This window comes from Bacteroides acidifaciens (assembly GCF_024623065.1).
Classification (GTDB): domain Bacteria; phylum Bacteroidota; class Bacteroidia; order Bacteroidales; family Bacteroidaceae; genus Bacteroides; species Bacteroides acidifaciens.
On the sequence record NZ_JANJZR010000022.1, the window covers coordinates 17,667 to 42,387 of the forward strand.

Genomic DNA, 24,721 nt, shown 5'->3' on the forward strand with positions numbered 1-24,721 from the left:
ATGAAAACACGCAGTGATGCTTTTCTGTTTGAAAAAGAATTGGATTGGGAGAAACCGGCTCCGGGAATCCGCCGCCAGATAATGGGATACGACGGACAGTTGATGATGGTGAAAGTGGAATTTGAGAAAGGCGCCGTCGGTTCTATGCATCAACATTATCATAGCCAAGCTACTTATGTTGCAAGCGGTAAGTTTGAATTGACCATTGGAGATCGGAAAGAAATTCTTTCTACAGGTGATGGTTATTATGTGGAACCTGACCAGTCTCATGGATGTGTTTGCCTGGAAGCAGGTGTATTAATTGATACATTCAGCCCTGTGAGAGCTGATTTCTTAATATAATATCTGGCAGGAAGTCAGACAGATATGGTATGAAATTACCACATCTGTGGTATTTTCCCTGAACAGAATCCGCACTATCTTTGTCATATATTGAAACAAGAGAAATTTAAAACAGATATATATGGAAAAGATAGCAAGAAAATTGACGGATTTGGTAGGTAACACTCCGTTATTGGAACTTAGTAACTATAATACAAGTAACGACCTGAAAGCTCGTCTGATTGTAAAGATTGAATCTTTCAATCCGGCAGGAAGCGTGAAGGACCGCATAGCATTGGCTATGATTGAGGATGCAGAAACGAAAGGAATTTTGCATCCCGGAGCAACTATCATTGAACCGACCAGTGGGAATACCGGTGTAGGACTGGCTTTCGTAGCTGCTGTCAAGGGATATAAGTTAATATTGACGATGCCCGATACGATGAGCATCGAACGGCGTAATCTTCTGAAAGCTTTAGGGGCGGAATTAGTATTGACTCCCGGTGCCGATGGCATGAAAGGGGCCATTGCCAGAGCTGAAGAATTGAAGGCTGTCACTCCGGGAGCTGTCATCTTGCAACAATTCGAGAATCCTGCTAACCCCGCCATGCATTTACGGACTACCGGTCTGGAAATATGGAGAGATACCGAGGGGAAAGTTGATATCTTTGTGGCGGGAGTAGGTACTGGCGGGACAGTTAGCGGTGTAGGTGAAGCGCTGAAGATGCGTGATCCGAGTATAAAGATCGTGGCAGTAGAACCCTCTGATTCTCCGGTACTTTCGGGAGGAAAACCAGGTCCGCATAAGATTCAGGGAATCGGTGCAGGATTTGTTCCTAAAACGTACAAGGCTTCTGTCGTAGATGAGATTATTCAGGTGCAGAATGACGATGCCATTCGTACGAGTCGTGAATTGGCCAAACAGGAAGGTTTGTTGGTAGGCATATCTTCAGGAGCAGCCGTATATGCTGCTACGGAACTGGCGAAGCGACCGGAAAATGCCGGGAAAATGATTGTTGCATTATTACCTGATACAGGCGAACGTTATTTATCTACCATTTTGTATGCTTTTGAGGAATATCCTTTGTAATAATACCTTTTTCCTTCAGATAAAAACAACCGCCCCTTTGGACTCAAACGATTGTCTTTTTATTGTAGACATACGCTCGTTTGGATCAAGAGGAGCGGTTGTTTAAATTTGGTTGAACAGCCGTTTGAGGCTGTTCAGCCGGATAGATGATAATTTGAGTTCACCACCGAAATAACGCAGTGTCTCATGGAGTTATTGTCGGGAGTGTATACATTAACAATGTACATTTACTTATAAACACCTGCTTATAAATATTTACCTATAAATATCTACTTATAAATGCCTATTTGTAAGTAATAGTCACTACTTGATTTCCGCATTGCATACGGAAATCCCCTTGTTCCAGTACCCATTGCCCGTCGGAATTGACAAAAGCCAAGTCGCTGCCTTTGATGGATAGAGTGACAGTTTGGGTTTCGCCCGGTTGCAGTTCCACCTTTTTGAAGGCTCGTAACCGGCGGTTTTCGGGAGTAAGCGAGGCCACAAGATCACTGCTGAATAGCATGACAACTTCTTTTCCGGCATATTTACCGGTATTGGTTACGTCTATGGAAAAGTGCAAATCATCTCCTGCGGTAAACGAAGATTTGTCCGTTTGGAAGTTGCTGTATTCGAAAGTGGTGTAGCTCAATCCGTATCCGAAAGGCCATTGAACGGAGACTACCGCATTGTAGTCGTAAGCTCCTTCCATCTTGTCCATTTCTTCGCTCACCCGATAATCGTAGGTAGTCAGTGCTGCTTCGTGTCGAGGATATGTGTAAGGCATCTTGGCACTGGGGTTCACGTCTCCTGCCAGAATGTTCGCTAATGCATCGCCACCATAGTTTCCGGGTAATAGAATGTCAATAACAGCATCAGCCAATGGCTCCAACTCGTTGATAATGCGGGGACGACCCTCATTGAGTATCAGGATGATCGGTTTTCCCGTAGCGGCAAGTGCCTTTACCAGTTTGCTTTGGTTGGCAGAGATGGCAAGTTCGGAAAGATTGCCGGGTGTTTCGCAATACGAATTTTCACCGATGCAGGCGATAATAATATCCACGTTGCGGGCAGCGGCCACAGCTTTCTCAATTTCCGGTTCATTTTCTTCCATGTAAGCACCTTCGGGTTTGTAGGTTACGCCTTGTTCCAGACGGACATTACCGACTCCGAATTTGTTGCAGATTGCTTCGTAAATGGTGTTATATTTGTCAGCAAATCTGTCGGTCAGATGTCCTTGCCACGAATAGCTCCAACCGCCGTTCAAGCAACGCATAGAGTTGGCGTTCGGACCGGTTACCAGTAGCTTTTTCCCTTGAGGAAGCGGAAGAATATGATCTTTATTTTTTAGCAATACTTCCGATTCTTCAGCTGCATGAAGTGCGATAAGCGCATGCTCCTTGCTGCCGAAGAGAGGATAATCTTTCAATAAAGTGTTCGGATGATCGAACAGCCCCAGACGGAATTTAAGTCTAAGCACCCGGCGGACGGCATCGTCAATACGGCTCATGGGTATTTTCTTCTCTTGCACTAACTCTTTTAGCAGTGTACAATAATTGAGATCATACGGTTCCATAGCCATGTCTATACCTGCATTGATTGCCATTTCGATGGCTTCTTTCTTGTTTGCCGCCACATGTTCGCGGGTATAAAGATTGTTGATGTCCGCCCAGTCGGTGATTAACATTCCGTCCCATCCCAAGTCTTCTTTCAGCCATTGTGTAAGGAGTTCGCGGTCGGCGTGCACAGGCTTTCCGTTGATGGAACCACTGTTGACCATTATAGTCAGCGCACCTGCTTCCACACAAGCCTTGAACGGTGCAAAGTGTTTCTCACGCAGTTCGGAAACCGATATATAAGCCGGTGTACGGTCTTTGCCGGTGCGTGGCATGCAGTATCCCATGTAATGTTTCACGGAGGTGGCGATTCGGTCGGCGGGAATATGGTTTGGATCATCTCCTTGGAAGCCTCGGACAGCAGTGCTGCCCATAATGGCATTGACTAAACAGTCTTCTCCATAATTTTCCCATACACGCGGCCAACGGGGATCACGTGCCATATCGACAGTGGGGGAGTATGTCCAGGGACAATTGCTAGCCCTTGTTTCATAAGCCGTTACACGTGCCGCTTCGTAGGTCAAATCCGGATTGAAGGCAGCACCCATATTGATATTTTGAGGAAAGAGCGTGCCGCCCAATGTATAGGTAGTACCATGATTCTGATCCAGACCGTAGATACATGGAATACCAATCTCCGCCATCGACAGTTCTTGTATTCGACCGATAATCTCGTTCCACTTTTCAGGGCTTTGTGCTACCGGGCCGGGAGCATTGAGAAACGAACCTACCTTGTATTCAGCAATCGCTTTGTGGAGTTTTGCCTCGTCCAATTGGAATTCTCCATTTATCGTCTCTCCTAATACATCAATAGCAAGCTCGGTCATCTGCCCAATCTTGGCATCGAGGTCCATCTCTGATAGAAGCTTTTCCACTTGTTGTTCTATTTTAGCGTCTTCAGGAATGGCAGTGGGAACTGCCTGTTTGGAACAGGCAGTCATTGCGACAGATGCGGTCATTAATATAATATTTCTGAGTTTCATTATGATTTGTTTTTTAAGTAGTATTATTTATTCAATCTGGTATTCATTACTTTATGGTTACCAGGTCTACATAATAGCCATGTCCTACACATAAGAATCCGGCTTCAGCTTGAATCTTATTCAACATGTCTTGTGTCAGTATCAGTGTATATTCACCGTTTTCCGTAAATTCCATCTCACCTGCCAAGCCTGTCCAATAGCCTGTGGCAAGCTGCATCTTATGATATTCGGCAGTAGGTTCTATGGAGTAGACTACTTTCAATATCGACCCGGCTGTGATATCGGCAAACATATCCATTGGAATCAAACCAAAAGTTTTGTTGGGATCACCGTCCGGCTTATCCCACGAAACGTAATGGTGTCCTGACCAAAGCGTTATTTCGGTAGATACGGTCACAGTCTGTTCGGTAGTTGTAATATTATCGTTCAAGAACTGCACAGCCTCTCCGCTACGGGTTTTGCCTGTCAGCGTATAGCTTCCATCAGACAAAACCGGACAAGTCAGCGTAATCTCTGTAGAAGATTGGTTGCTGAATTGAGATACCGTCTGCCCGCCGATGGTTAGAGAAGCGATATTTTCGAGATTGATGCCGGAAATGGTCCAATCCACGTTGGCAGTAGCCCGGTTAGCTCCCGCAATGACAAGGGAAGCATTGGTCACTTTCACCATGTCGGCTCCATATTCATTGCCGTCAGCATCTTGCAAAACGATGCGGTAATTGCCTTCGTTTACGCCTGTCGGGACGGTGTATTCCAGATAGTCCCCGTCTGCCGATTCAACATAAGTGGGAGCGGTAATCGTGCTTCCTCCCAAGAGGATGGCCGTTACCTTCTGTAGATTACTGCCATATAAACGGGCAGTCTTGCCGGGAGATACCATTCTCTCAAAGGCTACTTCCTTAGATTGAGGGTCATCAGCCAATGGGTTGACCACCACCAATCCTTCACGGGAAGTCTTCTTCCCTTTCACAGTTTCCACTTCTATTTTCAAATTATACGTACCGGCTTTCAGACTACGGTTGATTGCCTTGTCGGAGTCGGTACCCGATTCTACTTCCTGCCCATCAATGAACCAGGTTACTGTGGTGTAATCTTTTGGAGTCACGGTCAGCGCGATGGATAAGTTCGCATCCCGGCTGATGTTGGCGAATGTAGCCAATTGGCCGTTCGTCCTGTCGGGGAACACTGGGGCAAGGATATGCGGATCATCATTTTCTGTCACCGTAGCGAACGGTTCTTCCTCGGTGCATGCAGTAAATGTGGAGCCTACAGCGAGTAGGGCAAATAGTGCAATATATATCTTTTTCATAATGGATGATTGTTTAATAGTTAGTTTTCAGTATCCCACCACAGAAGGCAGTGCCAATTATCTGTTCCTCCCATGCGCTCGATGGCTTCGTTGTAGCTCTTTTTATTATAGGAAGATTCCAATACAGGGTAGCAGAGACGTACCGGAATTTCCGTTCCACCGGTGAGGTATTGTCCGAACCCATATTCTGCCGGTGATTTCAACTTCGGATAACCGGAACGACGCACGTTTGCCCAACATTCGGCAGGATTGGTAAAGTGAAGAATCCAGGCCTGTGTATTGATGGCTTCGAGTTTCTGATTGTCCGTATGTCCGAATGCCCCTTTATCTTGAATGAATGCATCGAACTCTGCATCAGTAGTAGCCGTGCAACCGTAGTTGTCTGTCAGGAAATCCATAGCCGCACGCACTCCTTGCTTGTAAAGATCTTCTGCCGACACACTGCCGACATTCCATTTTTTCACGGTAGCTTCTGCCATCAGGAACTTCACTTCTGCAGAGGTCATCACTACGCCCGGATTGTCGCTTTTTAGGAAATTATTGGCAAGTTTGGGTTCCACTTCACGAGCCATAGTGACCGTAACGGAAGGATTGTTAACGGCTAATTCCTTACAAATATCGCTGTCGTATCCTGTAGGCCATGGTTCCCACGAGTAGGCACCCGGGTCGCGCGGACTGAAAGCAATCCCTTTTTCAATCATCTCCTGGGTGATGTCGACACGATTGTCGGGACTGGTGGCACTCATCAAGCCGTCATAATAACAACGGGAAATTTTGAATGTACGGGGATCACCGGAATTGTATAACTGATTAAAAAAAGTGGAACAGAGGTAACTTGGATTATTGGCGGGGTCGTTGCCGAACAATAACTGCGACAATGAATTTCCGCGATAATCAGAGTAAGCTTCTTGTCCGAAGCTAAATGCGATTGTCATGTATTTGATGAGCGCATCGCTTGAGGCGTCCGTTATTACACCCCCATTGGCAGCCAAAGCATTTTCAAATTCCGTTTGTGCCTTTGTTGGATTGACATTGGAGATTCGCATGGCAAAACGAAGGCGAAGCGAATTTGCCAGTTGTTGCCATTTAGTTACGTCACCGGCATAGATGAGGTCACCTGTCACTTTATCTTTGGTCGGATCGATTTTGTTGACGGCATCTTCCAGCTCCAGAAAGAAAGCGTTGTAAATATCTTCCTGTTTGTCATACTTCGGATTGAACTTTCCTTCGAGGAATCCCAGGCCGGCTTCACTGAAAGGAGCGTCTCCGTAAGTGTCGGTGATGATAGACATAAGATAAACCCGATAAATGCGGAGCACAGAGTTGATGTTCACTTTCTCTGCGTCTTCGGCTGTACGGTATTGAGCATCAATGATATTCTTCAGGGATTGAGTGTAGAACGATGTCCAGATACGGCTCATTTCATTATTGTCTAGCGTATGGCGACCGCCGTAGTTGGTGGTGTTCCAGCATCCCATCAGTTGTTGGGTGAATGCATAATGGTAGTTACGGTAGATTTCCATCATACTAAGGTCTCCGTACGTTTGCAGTTGGGCAGTGGTGAGCTGCGCATTCGGGTCGATGGTAGCGGCCTTGGAAGGGTCGGTATTCATGTTTTCCATGTATTCATCGCTGCAAGAAGCGAAAAACAGGGCACATGCCATCGTGATGATTGTGATGTATTTAGATTGTCTCATGGTATATCTTTTTAGAATTTCACATTTACATTAAAACCATAGCTTCTGCGTGAAGGCAACGAACCGTATTCAAGTCCCATACCAGTGGTATTGTTGTAGTTGGAATCCGGGTCGATATTCGGGATATTCTTCCATACGATGAACGGATTGCGGGCAACGAACGAAACGGTCAGTCCGCTTACTACATTCTTCAGCCAGGATTTGGGCACATTGTAACTCAACGTCAGTTCACGGCATTTCACGTATGAGTTGTCGTAAATAAACATAGAAGGCGCATTACGGCAAACGCTCATCCAGTAGTCTTCCGGATTGATGTAGATGTCGTTGGGGCGATACGTTCCGTCACCGTTGTCGATGACACCCGGAGCCACGAATCCGCCTGTCGGCTTCCAGTTGTCGGCTCCTTTTGCAATGCCGGCTGCCAATCTTTCTTCTTCCGAGCGATACCAGGCGTCGCGGCCTGCCAATGTTTCCGGACTTTTACCCGATTCGTAAGCAGCACGGGCAGACATGGAATAGAGGTCGGCGCCTACTTTCACATCGAATACCGCTACCAGCGAAAGATTTTTGTAGGTAAAGTTGGTGAGCAATCCACCTGTCCAGTCCCAAGAGGCATTACCCAGTACGTGGTTGCTCTTGTCATATTGCGGCAGACCGGTTTGCGGGTCAATCAGAATATCTCCCCTTTCGTTCCGTTGGAAGTCCGGGCCTACAATAGAACCAAAGTTCTCACCTACCTTAGCGGCTATCTGAACGTCGAGCCAGGACGCCTTTTCCAGTTCAAACATATCCGATTTGCCATCCAGTTCTTTTACCTTGTTGCTGTTCTTGGAGAAGTTCAGATTAATGTCCCAAGAGAAATCGCGTGTTTGAATCGGTCGTGTGCTAAGGGCAATCTCAATACCTTTGTTTTCTATCTTGCCGGCATTAATCAGGCGATAGTTATAACCGGTTGTCCAGGAACTTGCCATTCCCATAATCTGGTTTTTACTGATTTGAGAATAGTAGGTGAAGTCCAGTCCGATACGGTTCTTCAGGAATTTCAATTCCAATCCCATTTCCATGGAGTTTGTTTTGGTTGGTTTCAAGTCTTTGTTGGGGATGGTTCCGTTATCGATATATCCGATGGTATATCCGGGATACGCATATTTGGATTTCGTATAGACGAGTCCCAATTGATAAGGATCGGTATCGCTACCTACTTGCGCCCATGACATACGCACCTTTCCGTAAGGCAGGAGGTCGCCCAGTTTTGTCAGCTCGGAGAATACAAAGCTACCGGAGAAAGAAGGATACATATACATGTTGTTGCCAATGGGAAGGGTAGACGATTGGTCGCCACGCAACGTGGCATCGAGGTAAAGCATGTGTCTCCATCCCACGTTCACTGCTCCGTAAACCGAATTAATCTGTTTGCGGTAACTGCCGGGCACTACACTGATTTCGTTGAAGCTCGTCAGTGAAGGGACATCGCGTATCTTCATGTCTTGAGCGGTGGTAACGGTAGTCTGGTTGTTCACCTTATATACATTGCCGCCTAATGTAGCGTTGAAATCGAAATCACCCCAATGGTTGTTGTAGAGAGCCAACACTTCAAAGTTGTACATGCGGTTGCGGAAAGCACTGTTTTGAAGTCTTCCGGCTTCGAATCCGGGAGTGGTAGGCGCTTTGTAATCATCGAACGTGAACCAGTTGAGTTCGGCGCCCAACGTTGCCTGAAGTTTCAGATGTGGGTCGATGTTCCATACGGCCTTGCCGTTCATGCGGAACAAATCTTTCTTGGATTTATTGAAGTTCTTATAGATATCCCAGTATGGATTCACGTTGTAGGGATCCATGCCGTTCCAGTTGGAATATTCGCCGTCGGCAGTCTGATAGGTTCTCAGCCATTCCTGATCGTAGGTGGTGGCGAGGGTCATCAGGTTTTTACCGATATTAGACTTGCTGTCGCCCAGTGCCGGACGGTTCTTCACGTCTTCCCGTGTATAGTTGACGCTGAAATCCAAGTCTACCTTGCCCGCAGACGTATTGGCACGCAGGTTGAAAATGTCACGGCTCATGTGCGTTTGGGGAACAATGTCTTTATTGCGCATATCCGTATAGGTAAAGCGAATTCCGGTTTTTCCGCTGTTCACACCTACAATGGCGGAGTTGGTGGCGGTGATACCCGTGCGGAAGAAGTTGGACGTATTGTCGGGGACAATGAGGAAAGGGCGTTCCACGCCGTCGAAATACTTCAGCATGTTTGAACCGTCTGCTTTGGGGCCCCAACTTTTGTTTGTGTTGGATATGGCATCATAGCTATAAGTGCCGTTGCTTCCCATACCATATATTTGTTGCACATCGTTCCATTTGGCAAGTTGGGTGTCGAAAGTCAGCGTTCCGTTATATTCCACGCTGATTTTATCCTTGTTGGCGCGCTTGGTTGTAATCAAGATAACACCGTGGCTGGCACGGCTACCATAAAGTGCGGACGCTGCAGGGCCTTTCAATACCGACATGTTTTCTACGTCATCGGCATTGATGCTCGAAATACCGTCGCCCAAGTCGAAGCCACCGTTTGTACCGGCACTGCCGAAGTTGGTATTGTCCAGAGGTACACCGTCCACTACATAAAGAGGCTGGTTATTGCCGGTCATTTCGGTACTGCCTCGCAAAATAACGCGCGTAGAACCGGAAGGACCACCGGCAGTCTGGCTGACTACCAAGCCTGGCACACGTCCTGCCATGGAGTTGATAACATTCGTTTCTTTGGCTTTGGTCAAGGCTTCGCCTTTCACTTCGTCAATGCCGTAGCCCAACGCTTTGCGCTCTCTCTTGATGCCAAGGGCGGTAACTACGACTTCATCCAATGCTTTGGCATCCTCCTTCAAGGTGATGTTCAAAGGACCTCTTTCCGCTTTTACCTCTTCGGATTTATAACCCACATAGCTGACAACGAGCGTAGCTCCCGCTTTTACATTCAAACTGAAATTTCCATCCAGATCGGTAATCGTTCCGTTGGCAGTTCCTTTCTCCACTACGGAAGCCCCAATGATGGGCCCTGTGGCATCGCTCACTTTTCCGGTTACCTTGTTACTTTGTTGTTGAATAGCCTGGGAACTTGGTTCCGTTGCTGCATACACTTGCTGGAAACCTCCCGCCATCCAAAGGGCGAGTGTTCCGCAAAACAGTAGATACTTACATTTTTCCATATTCATAGCATGTATATTTAAGATTCCTATAATATTTTCACCCAGTCGATGTACATCTTCACTTTCTCACCGTCTTTCAGGCCCGTCAGTTTATTAATGTCGGTAATCCCTGTAAACGCACCTCCCACAGCGAGGTTGAACAAGATGTAGAAGTTGTCATGAAAGTATGTGTTCGAGCTAATGTCGAACGTATGAAACTTGACGTTGTCGACGGATATTGTCAGGCTGTTTTCATCCCAATCCAGAGAGTAGGTGTGATAATTGCCGTCTTGCAGGCTGTTGGCAACATTGGCTTTGTAGTATTGCTGTTCGTGAGCCGCTACGCTGGGACCATAGTGAATGGCGGTGTTCACTTGTTTTTCCGAATCGCCCGCAGCCATTCCGCTCTGTTCTCCCATTTCCATAATGTCTATTTCTCCGCATGCCGGCCATTCTTTGTCGTTGTCTCCCATCAGCCAGAACGCAGGCCACAGCCCGCCGTTGGTTTGGGGAAGCTTGATGCTTGCCTCTATCTTGCGATACTTGAAACTCTTTTTTCCTTTTGAATTGACCCTGCCTGAATAGATTTTATTTCCTTTGCGTTCGGCGGTAAGAATCAGAACCGATTTGTTCCCGTCCTTTCCAACCGATACATGGGCGGCATCGTATGCTTGCAGCTCCTGATTGGTCCAGCCGGGTTCATGAGTCTCTTTTGTCCATACTTTTTCGTCGAAAAAGTTGAAATCGTCTTTAAAAAAAAGAATGTCTTGTGGATTTTCTTCCGGTTCCGTTCCAATAGAATCCGACGAACAGGATTGTTGCGCGAAGCAAACGGATAAAAATAGGACTAGTGCTACTTTTTTCATCGTTTTAGCATTTTAAAGATTAAACGTAAGATTGTGCTTTATACTTGTAAAGCTTGGTGCAAAGATGTTAATATCCGGCTGATACGATGGTCAGATTGCTGACATATTAGGTTTGATTGCTGACAAATCCGCTGATTTTTATCGAACGGACGTTGTCTTACCCATTTTTTATCGAAGATTGTTGTTATAAAGAATGAGGTAATCCCCACAGTTTGCATGTACTTTCACAGCCTGTAACCTTCGCATCGGCATTGTCAATCTTGGCCAATTGAACGGCTTGTATCTGAGAAGCCGACTGGAGTTGTCCACCTGGTCGACTATTGTTGTCCAAGCAGCCGACTAGAGTCAGCCAGATGGACAACCCCAGTCGGCGATTAATAAATAGAAATGAAGGATACGATAAGACGGTGGTTTATCAGTAATAAGAAGGCTGATTCTTCATATTGGGGTAATGAATAAAATATATTCATAAACGTGTAGAAACGAGCTAATTTTAATTCAAGAACCGAACATTAATGCTTGTCTACTTACCACTATATTTACTCGGCTGCATCCCGAATTGTTTCTTGAACAATGAACTGAAATACTTTGTGTTGACGAATCCGGTTTCGGCGGCGACATCGGTTACGCTTTTACCTTCTTTCAGCAGTTCGGCAGCTTTCTGTAACCGGATGATACGGATAAACTCTTGCGGTCCTTTTCCCGTCAGTGACTTAAGGCGACTGTAGAACAGTGTCCGGCTCATTGCCATTTCATGGCACAAGAGATTGATGTTGAAATCGGGTTCATCCAAATGTTCAAGAACAAACCGGGTAGCTTTCATGATAAACCGGCGGTCGCCTTCGGTCATTGTTTCGCTTGCTGTCGTTACGTTCTTGTTGTCGACACTTTCATTGTTTTCATTGTCGTCGCGTTTGCCGCCCGCCTCTACTTGAGCGATGGCTTGCCGCATGAAAAACTGCCGTTGCCTGTTTCGGTTGTCAATCAATCCTTGTACTTTCAGTTTCAGTATCTCTGTGCTGAATGGTTTGGGGATATAATCGTCCGCGCCTTTCTTCAATCCTTCCACTATTGCTTCGTGGTTAGCCTTTGCCGTCAGCAGAACGACGGGAATACCCGATGTGTCAGGATTTTCCTTGACCATTCTGCAAAGTTCGTCACCCCGTATGCCGGGCATCATGACGTCGGAGAGGATGATGTCCGGATATTCATTGGCAAGACAGGCGATAGCTTCGTGTCCGTCGGCAACATCAATCACCCGATAGAGGTGTTCAAAGGTCTGACGGAGGTAGTGACGGAGAGTTTCGTGGTCTTCTACAATGAGCAATGTATTCCGGTCGTCCGGATCTTTTATTTTATCCGTCTCGGGGCTGTTATTATCCGATGTGTCGGCAAGGTGTTCGGGGGATGGCTCATGCGACATGGGGTCGGCTACGGCGGCGGTTCGCGGCAATGTGACGGTGAAAGTAGTTCCTTTGCCCTCCTCGGAACAGAACGTGATTTTACCATGCAGCATTTTTACAATGCGCTGCACCTGCAACAGTCCGAATCCGGTTCCTTCTTCCTGTGACTGCCGGGCATTCTCGGCTCTGTAAATATCGGAGAAGATGTGCTTTTTCGCTTTCTTCGGTATGCCTATTCCGTTATCCTTCAACGAAAGGACGGCTTTGCGCTTCGTGGTTTTCAAATCCAGACTGATTTCTCCCTGAGGCATGGTGTATTTGCAGGCATTGGAGAGAAGATTGTCGAGCAACATCTCTATCAGGTGTTTGTCTGCCGCAACGAAAACGGATTCGTCGGGTTGGGTCAGATTCAGTGTCAACTGCTTCTTCTCGCAAAAGGACCGGAAGACGGAGACTTCTTTCAGCAAAACTTCATTCAGACAAAGCGGAACCGATGAAGAAGATGGTTTGTGGGCGTCTACTTTCTCAAATTCGAGCAACTGTGTGATGAGCGAATGGAGTTTCCGGGTACTTTCATGGGCCAGATTCAGGTAATAACGGGCTTTGTCCGAGAGATCCTGTTCCCGGTTCAAATCCTCCAGAGGTGCCATGATAAGCGTCACCGGCGTGCGAATGTCGTGTGCCGTGTCGATAAAGAAACGTATTTTGTCTTCGTCATATCTCTTTTGGAGCTGATTGCTCTTATAGCGCAGGATGAAATAGAAAACGAAGCCTATTATAAATAGGTAAACAGTCCAAGCCCACCACGAGTTCCACCATGGCTGGTTCACTTTCACTTCTAAGGTGCTTTCGGCGATAGTTTTTCCGTCGCTGCGCCGCAGGCTGCGCACCTTAAAAAGATAAGTGCCCGGTGATACCTTGGTGTAGGATGCCTTCCCCTCGGCAGATGGTTGGCTCCAGTCATTGTCATACCCCTCTAAAATATGCTGATAGACAATGTCGCGCTGGAAACGATAGTTGATAGACTCAAAAGAAACGGTAAACGAGTTGTGTTTATAGCCGAGCCGCACCGCACGGTCGGCAAGCATATCATGGATGGCAGGTTTCAACGATTCTTCTTCCTTGGCGTTTTGATAATCAACCGTCAGCCCCGTGAAACGCAAGAGCGTCCAGTAGTCTACGGTTGAAATGTCGAGTGGCATGATAAAGACAGCGCCATCCGTGCTGCCATACACAAACTCGCCGTTCATCAACCGGGCAAATGAGGATTTGTTATATTCCTTGTCTATGTTGCCTGCATAGTTGAGGTTCGACACGTGCAGGCTGTCTATCAAGGCAATTCCTTTTCCGGTGCTGACCCACAAGCGTTTCTTGTCGTCTCGCTGCAAACTATATATATCGTTGGACGGCAATCCCTCTTGAACAGTGAATGTCTTTACCGTCCGTTTTTTCATGTCATACAGATTCAATCCTCCCCCTTCGGTTCCCAGCCACACGGTTCCGTCGTCATTGAACAGCATAGAGATGATATAAGCACTGACATTCTGATTGTGAAATTCCTGGGAATTGGCATAGTGCTGTATATTCCCTGTATGTTTGTCCACCAGAAAGAAGCCGTTGACGGTAGCCACCGCTATCCGGTTTCGGTCGATAGGCTCAATAGACTGTACCCAATTCACGTCGAAAGACCGTCTGCTGCCTTTTTCTTTTTCAAACATGATCAGGCATCCGTCCAAACCTCCTATCCATAAGTCTCCCTCCATGTCTTGTCTGACGGAGAAAATATAATTGGTGGTCAATTGTCCTTGCTGCTTGGTGAGATGGCGTAACACGCGTCCGTTTTTATCCAATAGATACACTCCGTCTCCGTACGTTCCTACCCATACGTTCCCATTCTCGGATGTGCAGAGAGAAATGGTTACGATCTCTTTCAGCACGTGTTTCCAGGTTCCTGACAGGGTGTTCCGGATGCTGATTCCATCATCGGTAGCAAACCATTGGCTGCCATCTGGGTTTTCTTCAATATCATTTACATTGTTGCTGATGAGAGAATGGGTATTTCCTTTTTCGTGTGTGAATATCGAAATGGGATGTTTCAGCAGGATAGCCACGGATACGCCTCCCGTATAGCTGCCTATCCAGATGTTGCCTTGATCGTCTCTGGTTACGGCGTATACACCGTTTCCGCGCAGGTAAGTATCTGTGTCATCTTTGGTATTCATCAGTAAACGGGCTTGCTTGGTATCCTTGTCTATCGCATACACACCGCCACCGTCCACGCCTATGAGTATGGTATGTACATCATAGTCTGTAATTGCCCGTATCGGATGAAGGAACGTGCTCCCTTGTCCCTCCAACGCAAGCACTTTGGAAGTGTCGAGGTTCATCACCGACAAACCGCTGCCAAATGTGCCTATCCAGAGTTCTTTCTTCGGTTCGTCGCAGAACAATGTTTGTATATTCCACCCTTCCAGCAGTTGGCGTTTCTTATCCGGCAGGGCGTGTGACAGTTGCCAGACTCCGTTAGAAGTACCCACATAAAGCGATTCGCCGGCCAATGCGATGTCGTTGACATATTGTCCTTTCAGTACGGCAACTATACGATGGTCCGCTTCTTGCTTGTATAGTCCTTTATCCGCTCCCATCCACCAGGTTCCGTCACTATCCAGACAGAGTTTGTTCAAGATGACTTCTTCCTGAATCAATTGTCCTAGGTGGAGGACTAGTTTAAAATGATCCTGGATGGGGGAGTATTGGTAAATTCGTCCGGTATGGTCGTAGGCAAACAGTCCTTGTTGTGCGTCGTACAATAAGTAAAGTCTGCGTCCGGCAAGATCGCCATAATAGAAACTGCCCGGCAAATCATAGTTCTTTACCGTATGACCGTTGTATCTGTCTATTCCGGTTTTTGTAGCAATCCACATAGCACCGTCCCCATCTTCGACAATCGAGAAAACACGTTGACTACTCAGACCTTCTGCATAGCCTACATGCCTGACATCGAACATCCGGTTGGTCAGTTCGGCTTTGACAGCCATGCTTATCATTAGTAGTAAGGTGATAACAAGATTAAAACGAACCATATTCTTTTAATTGTTGACATCACAAAGATAAAGTTTCTTTAGAAAATCCCAACAGGATAGGGTGTGAAATTAGAAGGAATATTCAGTAAATGTTCCTATGTAAAGCCGTATTGTCGAAAACCGGAAAACCGCTTCATGGCTTTTCGTTGGCTCGCAGACCGAAGACTTTTCCCGTCATCTGATCGATACGTACTTGCCATACTTTGACATTACGTACCGCAGGATCGGAATAGCTGAACTCACTATCCGTGTAATGACGCATGATAATATCCAGTGCACGGCGTTTTTCGTCCATATCTTCTATGAATGTCACTTTTCCACGGCATATGGCGCTTTCGGAACGCATGCTGTAACTGCAGGCTACTTTCTCATGCTGATATACGAGTTTATGACCGACGCTGAAAGTGATGCATACATTATTATTATGTTCCAACATCTCCAACTTGCTGCCTTCAGGACCCGAATGAAGGTATAGGGTGCCATTCTCATAGCCGAAGTTCATCGGGATTACGTAGGGATTACCTTCCAAATCAGTAATGCCTACAAAACAGGCATCGCAATGGAGAATAATGGACTCGATTCGTTGTTTATCTTCAATAATGACAGTTTTCATAATGGCTGTTTGGTGAATTTACTTTTCTATCAATTCAAAATCCAATTGTTTCTTTTCCAGATTGGCACGAGCTATCCGAACAGTAATAGCGTCTCCCAAACTGTATGTTTTGTTTTTGCGGCGTCCGCGAAGACAATAGTTCTTCTCGTCGAATTCGTAGTAGTCGTCATCCAAGTCGCGGACAGGCACCAGACCTTCACATTTGTTCTCGTTCAGTTCTACATAAAGTCCCCACTCAGTTACGCCGGAGATTACACCGTCGTAAATCTGCCCCAGACGTTCGCTCATAAATTCCACCTGTTTATATTTGATGGAAGCACGTTCGGCATTGGCTGCAATTTGTTCCATGTTCGAGCTGTGGTTGCAGAGGTCTTCGTACTTAGCTTCGGATACGCTGCGTCCTCCGTCCATATACTTCGTCACCAAACGGTGTACCATCATGTCCGGGAAACGACGGATGGGAGAAGTAAAGTGAGTGTAATATTCGAATGCTAGTCCGTAGTGACCGATGTTATGGGTTGAGTAACGTGCTTTCTGCATGGCACGGATGGATACGGTTTCTATCAGGTTCTCTTCTTTCTTTCCGTGTATGTCGTCCAATAAATGATTGATGGATTTTGAAATATCAGTCTTCGTTCCGCTTGTACGCACTTTGTAGCCGAAGCGTGCGATGAACTGTGACAAGTTCTCCAACTTCTCCGGATCGGGTAGGTCGTGGATACGGTAAGGAAGCACTTTGGCTTTCTTGTTCTTCGGCACACGTCCTATCTTTTCTGCTACGGTCTTGTTAGCGAGCAACATGAATTCTTCCACTAGTTTATTGGCATCTTTTGACTCTTTGAAGTAAACGCTGATTGGTTTTCCTTTTTCGTCAATTTCGAACTTCACTTCGTAGCGGTCGAAGTTAATGGCTCCTGCAGAGAAGCGTTTTTCGCGCAGTGCTTTGGCAATCGTATCTAATGTGAGTACTTCTTCTTTGAAGTCTCCTTCTTTTGTTTCTATAATTTGTTGCGCCTCTTCGTAGGTGAAGCGACGGTCGGAGTTGATAACCGTATGTACGATGCGTGAGTCTCTGACTTCTCCTTTTTCCGTAATATCGAAGATAACGGAGAAAGCTAGTTTCTCTTCGTTCGGGCGGAGTGAACAAATGAAGTTACACAGCCGTTCGGGAAGCATCGGGATGGTACGGTCTACCAGATAAACGGAAGTTGCCCGCTTTTCTGCTTCCTTGTCGATGATGTTGCCTTCTTTTACGTAATGTGTCACGTCGGCAATGTGTACGCCTACTTCCCACAATCCGTCCTTTAGCTTGCGGATGGAAAGTGCGTCGTCAAAATCTTTGGCGTCTTTCGGGTCGATGGTGAAAGTTGTTACCTTACGGAAATCTTCGCGTTTGGCAATCTCTTCTGCTGAAATCTCGGCAGGAATCTTGTCCGCAGCTTTCTCTACTGCTTTCGGATATACATACGGCAGACCGAACTCCGCAAGAATGGCGTGCATCTCTGTGTTGTTGTCGCCGGCCTGACCTAATATATCTATTACTTGTCCGATAGGATTCTTTGCCTTGTCCGGCCATTCGGTTACTTTCACAATGGCTTTATCTCCGGTCTTTCCGCCTTTCAGCTTATCTTTCGGGATGAAAATATCATTGGCTAATGTACGGTTCTCTGTCACCAGGAATGCGTATGACTTGGCCACTTCCAGTGTGCCGACGAAAGTATCGTTTGCACGCTCCAGTATTTCTATCACTTCTCCTTCTGCCTCTCTGTTTTTCCGTTTGGCATAGAAGGTGATTTTTACTTTGTCATTGTTCATGGCATGTGCCGAATTGCGTTCGGCTATAAATATCGGCTCGCCTCCTCCTTCAGGAATGAAGGTATTCTTGCCATTGCTTTTCCGTTGGAAAGTGCCTACCATCTCTGTCCCATGATTGGTGAGACGGAATTTTCCTTTTTCTATTTCAGAAATATAATCGTCAGCTAAAAGGTCATGTAATATATCGACGCATAACATTTTTTGCGGATGGGTAGTGAGACGCAGTTCCGAAAATATATATTTCATACTCAAGGTCTCGCTGGATTTGGCATGGAAAAAGTCTATTAATAATGCTGCCAGCTCTTTCTTACTCATTCTTTTGCCGGCCTTTTTCTCTTTCTTTTCTTTCTTTTTTGCCATATTATATGGAATTTATTAGTAGTTCAATCATTGATAGGATACAAAGTAAACAAATTTTTGGTTAGTTTGTTGTCAAGGTCTGTTTATTTTTTGATTTGCTTTTCTGTAAAGTATTTAATTTGATAGAGATATATTGCTTTGGAAGATTTTTATTTTATATTTGTCGTATCTTTGTGGCATCATCAAAAAGAATGTTTGGTGAGAGTACTTTAATTAATATTCACGCAGAACCTAGAAAGTAATAATGGAGAGTATTTTAATTACAGGCGCGAGTGGTTTTATCGGTAGTTTCATCGTGGAGGAAGCGTTGAAGCGGAAGTTTGGTGTGTGGGCCGGGATTCGTTCTACGAGTAGCAAGCGGTATTTGAAAAACCGGGAAATCCACTTTCTGGAGTTGGATTTTGCGCACCCTGATGAACTTCGTGCCCAACTTTCCGGACATAAAGGCACTTACAACAAATTTGATTATATCATTCATTGTGCCGGTGTTACAAAATGCCCCGACAAGAACTCTTTTGACTATGTGAATTATCTTCAGACCAAATATTTTATCGATACGTTGAAGGAGCTGGATATGGTTCCGAAACAGTTTATCTATATCAGTACATTGAGTGTGTTCGGACCTGTACGTGAGAAAGACTATACTCCGATAAAAGCGGACGACTCTCCGATGCCCAATACTGCTTATGGATTGAGCAAACTGAAAGCGGAGTTGTATATTCAGAGTATGCCCGGCTTCCCTTATGTCATTTATCGTCCTACAGGGGTCTATGGACCTCGTGAAGCCGATTACTATCTGATGGCGAAATCTATTCAGAAACATGTTGATTTCTCGGTCGGTTTCCGTCGTCAGGACTTGACCTTTGTGTATGTGAAAGATATTGTGCAGGCTATTTTCCTGGGAATAGAGAAAAAAGTGGTTCGTAAGGCGTATTTCTTGACAGATGGGAAAGTTTATAAAAGCCGTGCCTTTTCGGATTTGATACAAAAAGAATTGGGTAATCCGTTTGTTCTTCACTTGAAATGTCCATTAATTGTGCTAAAAGTTATATCTTTGTTCGCTGAATTCATTGCTACACGTTCCGGGAGGAGCAGTACTCTGAATTCGGATAAATATAAGATAATGAAACAACGCAACTGGCAATGCGATATAACCCCGGTAATGGATGAACTGGGGTATGTGCCCGAGTATGATTTGGAAAAGGGAGTTCGGGAAACCATTGCCTGGTATAAAAATGAAGGATGGCTTTAGACTTATTTAAGCGCGTAGAAACCCGGAAAGGGTTGTTTGCTGTGGAAAAGATTACATTGATTTATAATCTGTTGACTTCCATATTGATTCTGTTCCTGTTTCAGCGGATGGATCATCCATGGCACATGTTGCTGGATAGGGCGATGATCGCGGCTATGACTTTTTTATTGATGTATCTTTATCGTCTTGCTCCCTGTAAATTTTCGGCGTTTGTGCGTATTGTCATTCAGATGAGCCTGCTGTCTTACTGGTATCCGGATACTTTCGAGTTCAATCGTTTCTTCCCGAATTTAGATCATGTATTTGCAACTGCCGAGCAGTTTATTTTCAATGGGCAGCCTGCTATTTGGTTCTGCCATACGTTTCCACATCTTATAGTCAGCGAGGCATTCAATATGGGATATTTCTTTTATTATCCGATGATGCTGATTGTGACTCTATTCTATTTCATTTATAAGTTTGAGTGGTTCGAAAAGATGTCTTTTGTGCTTGTCACTTCTTTCTTTATTTACTATCTGATTTATATATTCGTTCCTGTTGCAGGTCCTCAATTTTATTTTCCTGCCATTGGTATTGATAATGTATCTAAAGGTATTTTTCCTGCTATCGGTGATTATTTCAATTATAATCAGGAGTTACTTCCCGGGCCGGGCTATCAGCATGGATTCTTTTATAGTCTGGTGGAAAGCTCGCAGCAAGTGGGTGAACGTCCTACGGCGGCATTTCCCAGTTCGCATGTAGGCATTTCTACTATTCTGATGATTATGGCTTGGCGCGGCAGCAAGAAGCTGTTTGCTTGTCTTATACCTTTCTATATGTTGCTCTGTGGGGCTACCGTATATATTCAGGCGCATTATGTGATTGATGCCGTTGTTGGTTTCTTCTCTGCATTCCTGTTGTATGTGGTCGTAACTTGGATGTTTAAAAAGTGGTTTGCGCAGCCGATGTTTAAATAGAAACCAAAGACCTTGACTTTTAATTACATCATGTTATTTGATTACACCAGGTTATTCTTCAGGAACAAGTACAAGCTCCTGAAGAATAGGTATAATAGGTGTTGATTTAGATTTCCGGATTTTCTTTGCGTTGGGAAGTGATTTCATCAAATATCCGGAAAAGCTCTTCTTTTGTTTCTGCCCGTAACATCGCAATACGTGTGTTGCGGAAGTTAGGGATTCCCTTGAATAACGGACTTGCGGCCAGATGACGGCGTACATGCAAAATACCTCTGCGCTCATCGAGCAGATTAACGCTGTCTACCACTTCCTGACGAAGTACTTCCATACACCATTCAAAACTAAGTGGAGGTAATTCTTCACCTGTCTCTAAATAGTGTTTTACTTCCTTGAATATCCATGGACGACCGAAGCTGGCACGACCGATCATTACAGCATCTACTCCATAACGGTCAAAACACTCCTTACAGCGTTGAGGACTGGTCACGTCTCCATTGCCGATAATGGGAATATGCATTCTCGGATTATTCTTCACTTCGCCTATCAGTGTCCAATCCGCCTCTCCGGTATACATTTGTGCGCGGGTGCGGCCATGTATAGTCAACGCGGCAATGCCACAATCTTGCAATTGTTCCGCTAATTCTACAATTACTTTATTGTTTGCATCCCATCCCAAACGAGTCTTCACTGTTACGGGTATTTTCACCGCATCCACTACAGCACGGGTGATTTCCAGCATCTTGGGGATATTTTGTAGCATACCTGCTCCAGCTCCTTTTCCAGCTACTCTTTTCACCGGGCAGCCGAAGTTAATATCCAGAATGTCAGGTTGTGCCTGTTCTACAATCTTGGCAGCTTCCACCATTGTCTCCGTATCCTTTCCGTATATCTGGATGGCGACAGGACGTTCTGCATCGCTGATACTTAGTTTCTGTGCAGTCTTGCTGACAGCACGTATCAGTGCGTCACTCGATACAAACTCGGTATACACCATGTCTGCTCCGAATTTCTTGCACATCAGGCGGAAAGCCGGATCGGTTACATCCTCCATCGGGGCAAGTAAGATAGGGCTTTTTCCTAAATCTATATGGGCTATTTTCATTTACGAGCCTGCTATTTATTGTTTATGATTGAAGTAACTTCTTGTTTTCGCTGCAAAAATACGGAAAAAAGCCTACCTTTGTACGCATTCATTTGCTTAACTGATACAAATAAGTATATATTCTATGAGTCTTAGTTTGAAAGATTTTGAAATAATGGCTCCTGTGGGGTCGCGCGAATCTCTTGCTGCGGCCATTCAGGCAGGTGCCGATTCTATTTATTTCGGTATAGAAAACCTGAATATGCGTGCCCGTTCGGCTAATACATTCACCATTGATGATTTGCGGGAAATAGCCCGTACGTGTGATGAGCACGGGATGAAGAGTTATCTGACGGTCAACACGATTATCTATGATAAAGATATCCCTCTGATGCATACCATTGTCGATGCAGCCAAGGAAGCCGGAATTTCTGCGGTGATTGCGGCTGATGTGGCAGTGATGAACTATGCCCGTCAGATAGGGCAGGAGGTGCATCTTTCCACTCAATTGAATATTTCCAATGCGGAGGCATTGAAATTCTACGCGCAATTCGCAGATGTGGTAGTATTGGCCCGTGAGTTGAATCTGGAGCAGGTAGCCGAGATTTATCGTCAGATACAGGAAGAACATATCTGTGGTCCGAGCGGCGAACAACTTCGTATCGAAATGTTCTGCCACGGTGCGCTTTGTATGGCAGTATCGGGTAAATGCTATCTCTCTTTGCATGAGATGAATCATTCTGCCAATCGCGGTGCTTGTATGCAGGTATGTCGCCGTTCTTACACGGTTCGTGATAAGGAAACGGATGTGGAATTGGATATTGATAACGAGTATATCATGTCTCCCAAAGACTTGAAGACCATCCATTTTATGAATAAAATGTTGGATGCCGGTGTACGTGTATTCAAGATTGAAGGCCGTGCCCGTGGACCTGAGTATGTACGTACGGTGGTTGAATGTTATAAAGAAGCTATCAAGGCTTATTTAGATGGAACATTCACCGACGAAAAGATTGCGGCTTGGGATGAACGCCTGAAAACCGTATTCAACCGTGGCTTTTGGGATGGATATTACTTGGGACAGCGTTTGGGCGAATGGACCAGGAATTATGGTTCGGCAGCTACGGAACGTAAGATTTATGTAGGTAAGGGTATCAAATACTTCTCTAATATCGGAGTTTCCGAATTCCTGGTAGAAGCTGCTGAAGTAAGTGTAGGCGATAAGCTTCTCATAACAGGACCGACTACCGGTGCTCTATTTATGACTTTGGAAGAAGCCCGTGTTGACTTGGAACCTGTGCAAACAGTGAAGAAAGGACAGCATTTCTCCATGAAATCGGATAAGATACGTCCCAGTGACAAGCTGTATAAACTAGTATCGACCGAAGAATTGAAGAAGTTCAAAGGGCTCGATATTGAGCAAAAAAGAGGCTGACCGTTATCTCTCAATCCTCAATTCTTAATCCTTAATTCTCAAATTAAATGAACTATATCTATGAATTGGAAATGAAGGTTCGCGATTACGAATGTGACCTTCAAGGTATTGTCAATAATGCTAACTATCAGCACTATCTGGAACATACCCGTCATGAATTTTTAACTTCGGTGGGTGTCAGTTTTGCTGCACTTCATGAGCAAGGAGTCGATCCGGTAGTGGCACGCATTAGTATGGCATTCAAGACTCCATTGAAAAGCGGAGATGAGTTTGTCTCGAAACTATATATGAAAAAGGAAGGTATCAAATATGTATTTTATCAGGATATCTTCCGTAAGAATGATAATAAAGTAGTAGTGAAATCCACTGTTGAAACGGTATGTGTGGTAAACGGACGTTTAAGTGACAGCGAATTGTTCGATAATGTTTTTGCCCCCTACCTGAAATGAACAGCTCCGAAGAAGAACAAATTTATAGTATTGCTCTGACAATGGTGCCAGGTATCGGGCACATAGGGGCGAAACGTCTGATAGACGGAATGGGCAATGCCGTTGATGTTTTCCGCCTGCGCAAAGAAATACCGGAACGTATTCCTGAAGTAAGTCAACGGGTGATAGAGGCATTGGATTGTCCGCAAGCTATTGCCCGCGCCGAACAGGAATATGAATTTATCCGGAAGAATCGGATCTCCTGTCTGTCCTTTTATGATGAGGCTTATCCTTCCCGTTTGCGGGAATGTGAAGATGCCCCTGTTGTTCTTTTCTTTAAAGGAAATGCCGATCTAAATTCCCTTCATATCTTGAATATGGTGGGAACCCGTAATGCTACTGATTATGGAACCCACATCTGTGCCTCTTTTCTGCGGGATCTGAAAGCACTTTGTCCTGATGTGCTTGTAGTTAGCGGACTTGCTTATGGAATCGATATTCATGCGCATCGTGAAGCGTTGGCTAATGAATTACCTACAGTAGGTGTTTTAGCTCATGGGCTGGATCGTATTTATCCTCATGTCCATCGGAAAACGGCTGTCGATATGCTTGAAAGAGGGGGATTACTGACCGAATTTCTGTCCGGAACGAATCCCGATCGCCATAATTTTATCAGTCGAAACCGTATTGTTGCCGGCATGTGTGATGCTACCATCGTCATTGAGTCGGCAGAAAAGGGAGGTTCATTGATTACAGCCGAACTTGCTGAAGGTTATCATCGCGATTGTTTCGCTTTCCCCGGCCGTGTGAGTGATGAATATTCGAAAGGATGTAATCGGTTGATTAGGGATAATAAAGCATCCCTGTTATTATCTGCCGAAGATTTTGTGCAGGCTATGGGCTGGAATATGCCGACGACTCTTTCAGAAAAGGTAAGTGTGCAACGTAGTCTTTTTATCGAATTGTCTGAAGAAGAACAGAAGATAGTCGCTATTTTGGAGAAACTGGGAAATCTGCAAATCAATTCTCTTGTGGTAGAAGCAGATATTCCCGTAAATAAGATGGCTGCTATTCTTTTCGAACTGGAAATGAAAGGGGTGATTCGTGTATTGGCAGGAGGAATGTACCAATTATTGAATTAACTCACATGAACTAATCTCACATATAGACATAAAAAAAGGAGCAACGCCTTGCTCCAACCTTTGTTAACCTTAAATCTAATACTATGAAAAAAATCACATGACAAATGTAAGCCTTTGTC

General features: G+C 45.2%; 16 protein-coding genes. 7 read left to right on the forward strand and 9 right to left on the reverse strand.

Translation table 11 applies throughout. From position 1 onward, the window contains the following. Entirely contained in the window at nucleotides 1–342 is a 342-nt protein-coding gene (locus NSB03_RS08680; RefSeq protein WP_024986753.1) for a cupin domain-containing protein, read from the forward strand. 121 nt (nucleotides 343–463) lie between these two features. Next, nucleotides 464–1,411: a cysteine synthase A gene (gene cysK / locus NSB03_RS08685; RefSeq protein WP_024986754.1), complete on the forward strand. Its 948-nt coding sequence runs from the start codon at nucleotides 464–466 to the stop codon at nucleotides 1,409–1,411. A 283-nt stretch (nucleotides 1,412–1,694) separates the two neighbouring features. On the opposite strand, the gene NSB03_RS08690 is transcribed toward cysK, so the two are convergent. From NSB03_RS08690 to rnr, 8 genes are all read right to left on the reverse strand, one after another. Then, a complete protein-coding gene (locus NSB03_RS08690) occupies nucleotides 1,695–3,989 on the reverse strand; it encodes a glycoside hydrolase family 3 N-terminal domain-containing protein (protein ID WP_024986755.1) in 2,295 nt (764 codons plus the stop codon). A gap of 46 nt (nucleotides 3,990–4,035) precedes the next feature. Beyond that, the gene (locus tag NSB03_RS08695) at nucleotides 4,036–5,298 is read right to left on the reverse strand and encodes a hypothetical protein (RefSeq protein ID WP_257466333.1); all 1,263 of its coding nucleotides are present in this window, start codon (nucleotides 5,296–5,298) and stop codon (nucleotides 4,036–4,038) included. A 20-nt stretch (nucleotides 5,299–5,318) separates the two neighbouring features. Then, the gene (locus NSB03_RS08700; protein WP_024986756.1) at nucleotides 5,319–6,995 is read right to left on the reverse strand and encodes a SusD/RagB family nutrient-binding outer membrane lipoprotein; all 1,677 of its coding nucleotides are present in this window, start codon (nucleotides 6,993–6,995) and stop codon (nucleotides 5,319–5,321) included. An 11-nt stretch (nucleotides 6,996–7,006) separates the two neighbouring features. Further along, the gene (locus tag NSB03_RS08705; protein ID WP_135036690.1) at nucleotides 7,007–10,195 is read right to left on the reverse strand and encodes a SusC/RagA family TonB-linked outer membrane protein; all 3,189 of its coding nucleotides are present in this window, start codon (nucleotides 10,193–10,195) and stop codon (nucleotides 7,007–7,009) included. Between the two features lie 20 nt (nucleotides 10,196–10,215). Further along, complete coding sequence (locus NSB03_RS08710; protein ID WP_024986757.1) at nucleotides 10,216–11,034, reverse strand: glycoside hydrolase family 16 protein; 819 nt, start codon at nucleotides 11,032–11,034, stop codon at nucleotides 10,216–10,218. 523 nt (nucleotides 11,035–11,557) lie between these two features. Further along, a complete protein-coding gene (locus NSB03_RS08715) occupies nucleotides 11,558–15,520 on the reverse strand; it encodes a hybrid sensor histidine kinase/response regulator transcription factor (protein ID WP_257466334.1) in 3,963 nt (1,320 codons plus the stop codon). Nucleotides 15,521–15,653: 133 nt separating this feature from the next. Continuing rightward, nucleotides 15,654–16,133, reverse strand: coding sequence for a pyridoxamine 5'-phosphate oxidase family protein (locus tag NSB03_RS08720; protein ID WP_024986758.1), 480 nt, complete (start codon nucleotides 16,131–16,133; stop codon nucleotides 15,654–15,656). An 18-nt stretch (nucleotides 16,134–16,151) separates the two neighbouring features. After that, nucleotides 16,152–18,308 (reverse strand): ribonuclease R, encoded by a 2,157-nt coding sequence (rnr, locus tag NSB03_RS08725; protein WP_024986759.1) that lies wholly within the window; start codon nucleotides 18,306–18,308, stop codon nucleotides 16,152–16,154. 244 nt (nucleotides 18,309–18,552) lie between these two features. On the opposite strand from rnr, the gene NSB03_RS08730 reads away from it, so the two are divergent. After that, nucleotides 18,553–19,560 carry an NAD-dependent epimerase/dehydratase family protein gene (locus NSB03_RS08730; protein ID WP_024986760.1) on the forward strand — a complete coding sequence of 336 codons (1,008 nt, stop codon included), beginning with the start codon at nucleotides 18,553–18,555 and terminating at the stop codon, nucleotides 19,558–19,560. Further along, on the forward strand, nucleotides 19,551–20,516 hold the full coding sequence (locus NSB03_RS08735) for a phosphatase PAP2 family protein (RefSeq protein WP_065539847.1): 966 nt from the start codon (nucleotides 19,551–19,553) through the stop codon (nucleotides 20,514–20,516). Before NSB03_RS08730 ends, NSB03_RS08735 begins: the two co-directional genes overlap by 10 nt. Nucleotides 20,517–20,622: 106 nt before the next feature. Here NSB03_RS08735 and dusB read toward each other — a convergent pair whose 3' ends face one another. Then, a complete protein-coding gene (gene dusB, locus NSB03_RS08740) occupies nucleotides 20,623–21,618 on the reverse strand; it encodes a tRNA dihydrouridine synthase DusB (protein ID WP_024986761.1) in 996 nt (331 codons plus the stop codon). A 124-nt stretch (nucleotides 21,619–21,742) separates the two neighbouring features. Here dusB and NSB03_RS08745 point away from each other — a divergent pair, with 124 nt between their 5' ends. Genes NSB03_RS08745 through dprA form a run of 3 tightly spaced genes read left to right on the forward strand, consistent with a single transcriptional unit; the run spans nucleotide 21,743 to nucleotide 24,602 of the window. Continuing rightward, complete coding sequence (locus tag NSB03_RS08745; RefSeq protein WP_065539845.1) at nucleotides 21,743–23,032, forward strand: peptidase U32 family protein; 1,290 nt, start codon at nucleotides 21,743–21,745, stop codon at nucleotides 23,030–23,032. A gap of 47 nt (nucleotides 23,033–23,079) precedes the next feature. Further along, the gene (locus NSB03_RS08750) at nucleotides 23,080–23,481 is read left to right on the forward strand and encodes an acyl-CoA thioesterase (RefSeq protein ID WP_007757582.1); all 402 of its coding nucleotides are present in this window, start codon (nucleotides 23,080–23,082) and stop codon (nucleotides 23,479–23,481) included. Next, nucleotides 23,478–24,602 carry a DNA-processing protein DprA gene (gene dprA, locus NSB03_RS08755; RefSeq protein WP_024986765.1) on the forward strand — a complete coding sequence of 375 codons (1,125 nt, stop codon included), beginning with the start codon at nucleotides 23,478–23,480 and terminating at the stop codon, nucleotides 24,600–24,602. Before NSB03_RS08750 ends, dprA begins: the two co-directional genes overlap by 4 nt. Nucleotides 24,603–24,721 lie beyond the last annotated feature (119 nt).

Excerpts from the sequence above, each read along its gene's own strand:
- rnr (WP_024986759.1), bottom strand. The coding sequence starts at position 18,308 with ATGGCAAAAAAGAAAGAAAAGAAAGAGAAAAAGGCCGGCAAAAGAATG.
- NSB03_RS08705 (WP_135036690.1), bottom strand. The coding sequence starts at position 10,195 with ATGAATATGGAAAAATGTAAGTATCTACTGTTTTGCGGAACACTCGCC.
- NSB03_RS08720 (WP_024986758.1), bottom strand. The coding sequence starts at position 16,133 with ATGAAAACTGTCATTATTGAAGATAAACAACGAATCGAGTCCATTATT.
- NSB03_RS08730 (WP_024986760.1), top strand. The coding sequence starts at position 18,553 with ATGGAGAGTATTTTAATTACAGGCGCGAGTGGTTTTATCGGTAGTTTC.
- NSB03_RS08695 (WP_257466333.1), bottom strand. The coding sequence starts at position 5,298 with ATGAAAAAGATATATATTGCACTATTTGCCCTACTCGCTGTAGGCTCC.
- NSB03_RS08690 (WP_024986755.1), bottom strand. The coding sequence starts at position 3,989 with ATGAAACTCAGAAATATTATATTAATGACCGCATCTGTCGCAATGACT.
- NSB03_RS08680 (WP_024986753.1), top strand. The coding sequence starts at position 1 with ATGAAAACACGCAGTGATGCTTTTCTGTTTGAAAAAGAATTGGATTGG.
- dprA (WP_024986765.1), top strand. The coding sequence starts at position 23,478 with ATGAACAGCTCCGAAGAAGAACAAATTTATAGTATTGCTCTGACAATG.
- cysK (WP_024986754.1), top strand. The coding sequence starts at position 464 with ATGGAAAAGATAGCAAGAAAATTGACGGATTTGGTAGGTAACACTCCG.
- dusB (WP_024986761.1), bottom strand. The coding sequence starts at position 21,618 with ATGAAAATAGCCCATATAGATTTAGGAAAAAGCCCTATCTTACTTGCC.
- NSB03_RS08715 (WP_257466334.1), bottom strand. The coding sequence starts at position 15,520 with ATGGTTCGTTTTAATCTTGTTATCACCTTACTACTAATGATAAGCATG.
- NSB03_RS08745 (WP_065539845.1), top strand. The coding sequence starts at position 21,743 with ATGAGTCTTAGTTTGAAAGATTTTGAAATAATGGCTCCTGTGGGGTCG.
- NSB03_RS08710 (WP_024986757.1), bottom strand. The coding sequence starts at position 11,034 with ATGAAAAAAGTAGCACTAGTCCTATTTTTATCCGTTTGCTTCGCGCAA.
- NSB03_RS08700 (WP_024986756.1), bottom strand. The coding sequence starts at position 6,995 with ATGAGACAATCTAAATACATCACAATCATCACGATGGCATGTGCCCTG.
- NSB03_RS08735 (WP_065539847.1), top strand. The coding sequence starts at position 19,551 with ATGGCTTTAGACTTATTTAAGCGCGTAGAAACCCGGAAAGGGTTGTTT.
- NSB03_RS08750 (WP_007757582.1), top strand. The coding sequence starts at position 23,080 with ATGAACTATATCTATGAATTGGAAATGAAGGTTCGCGATTACGAATGT.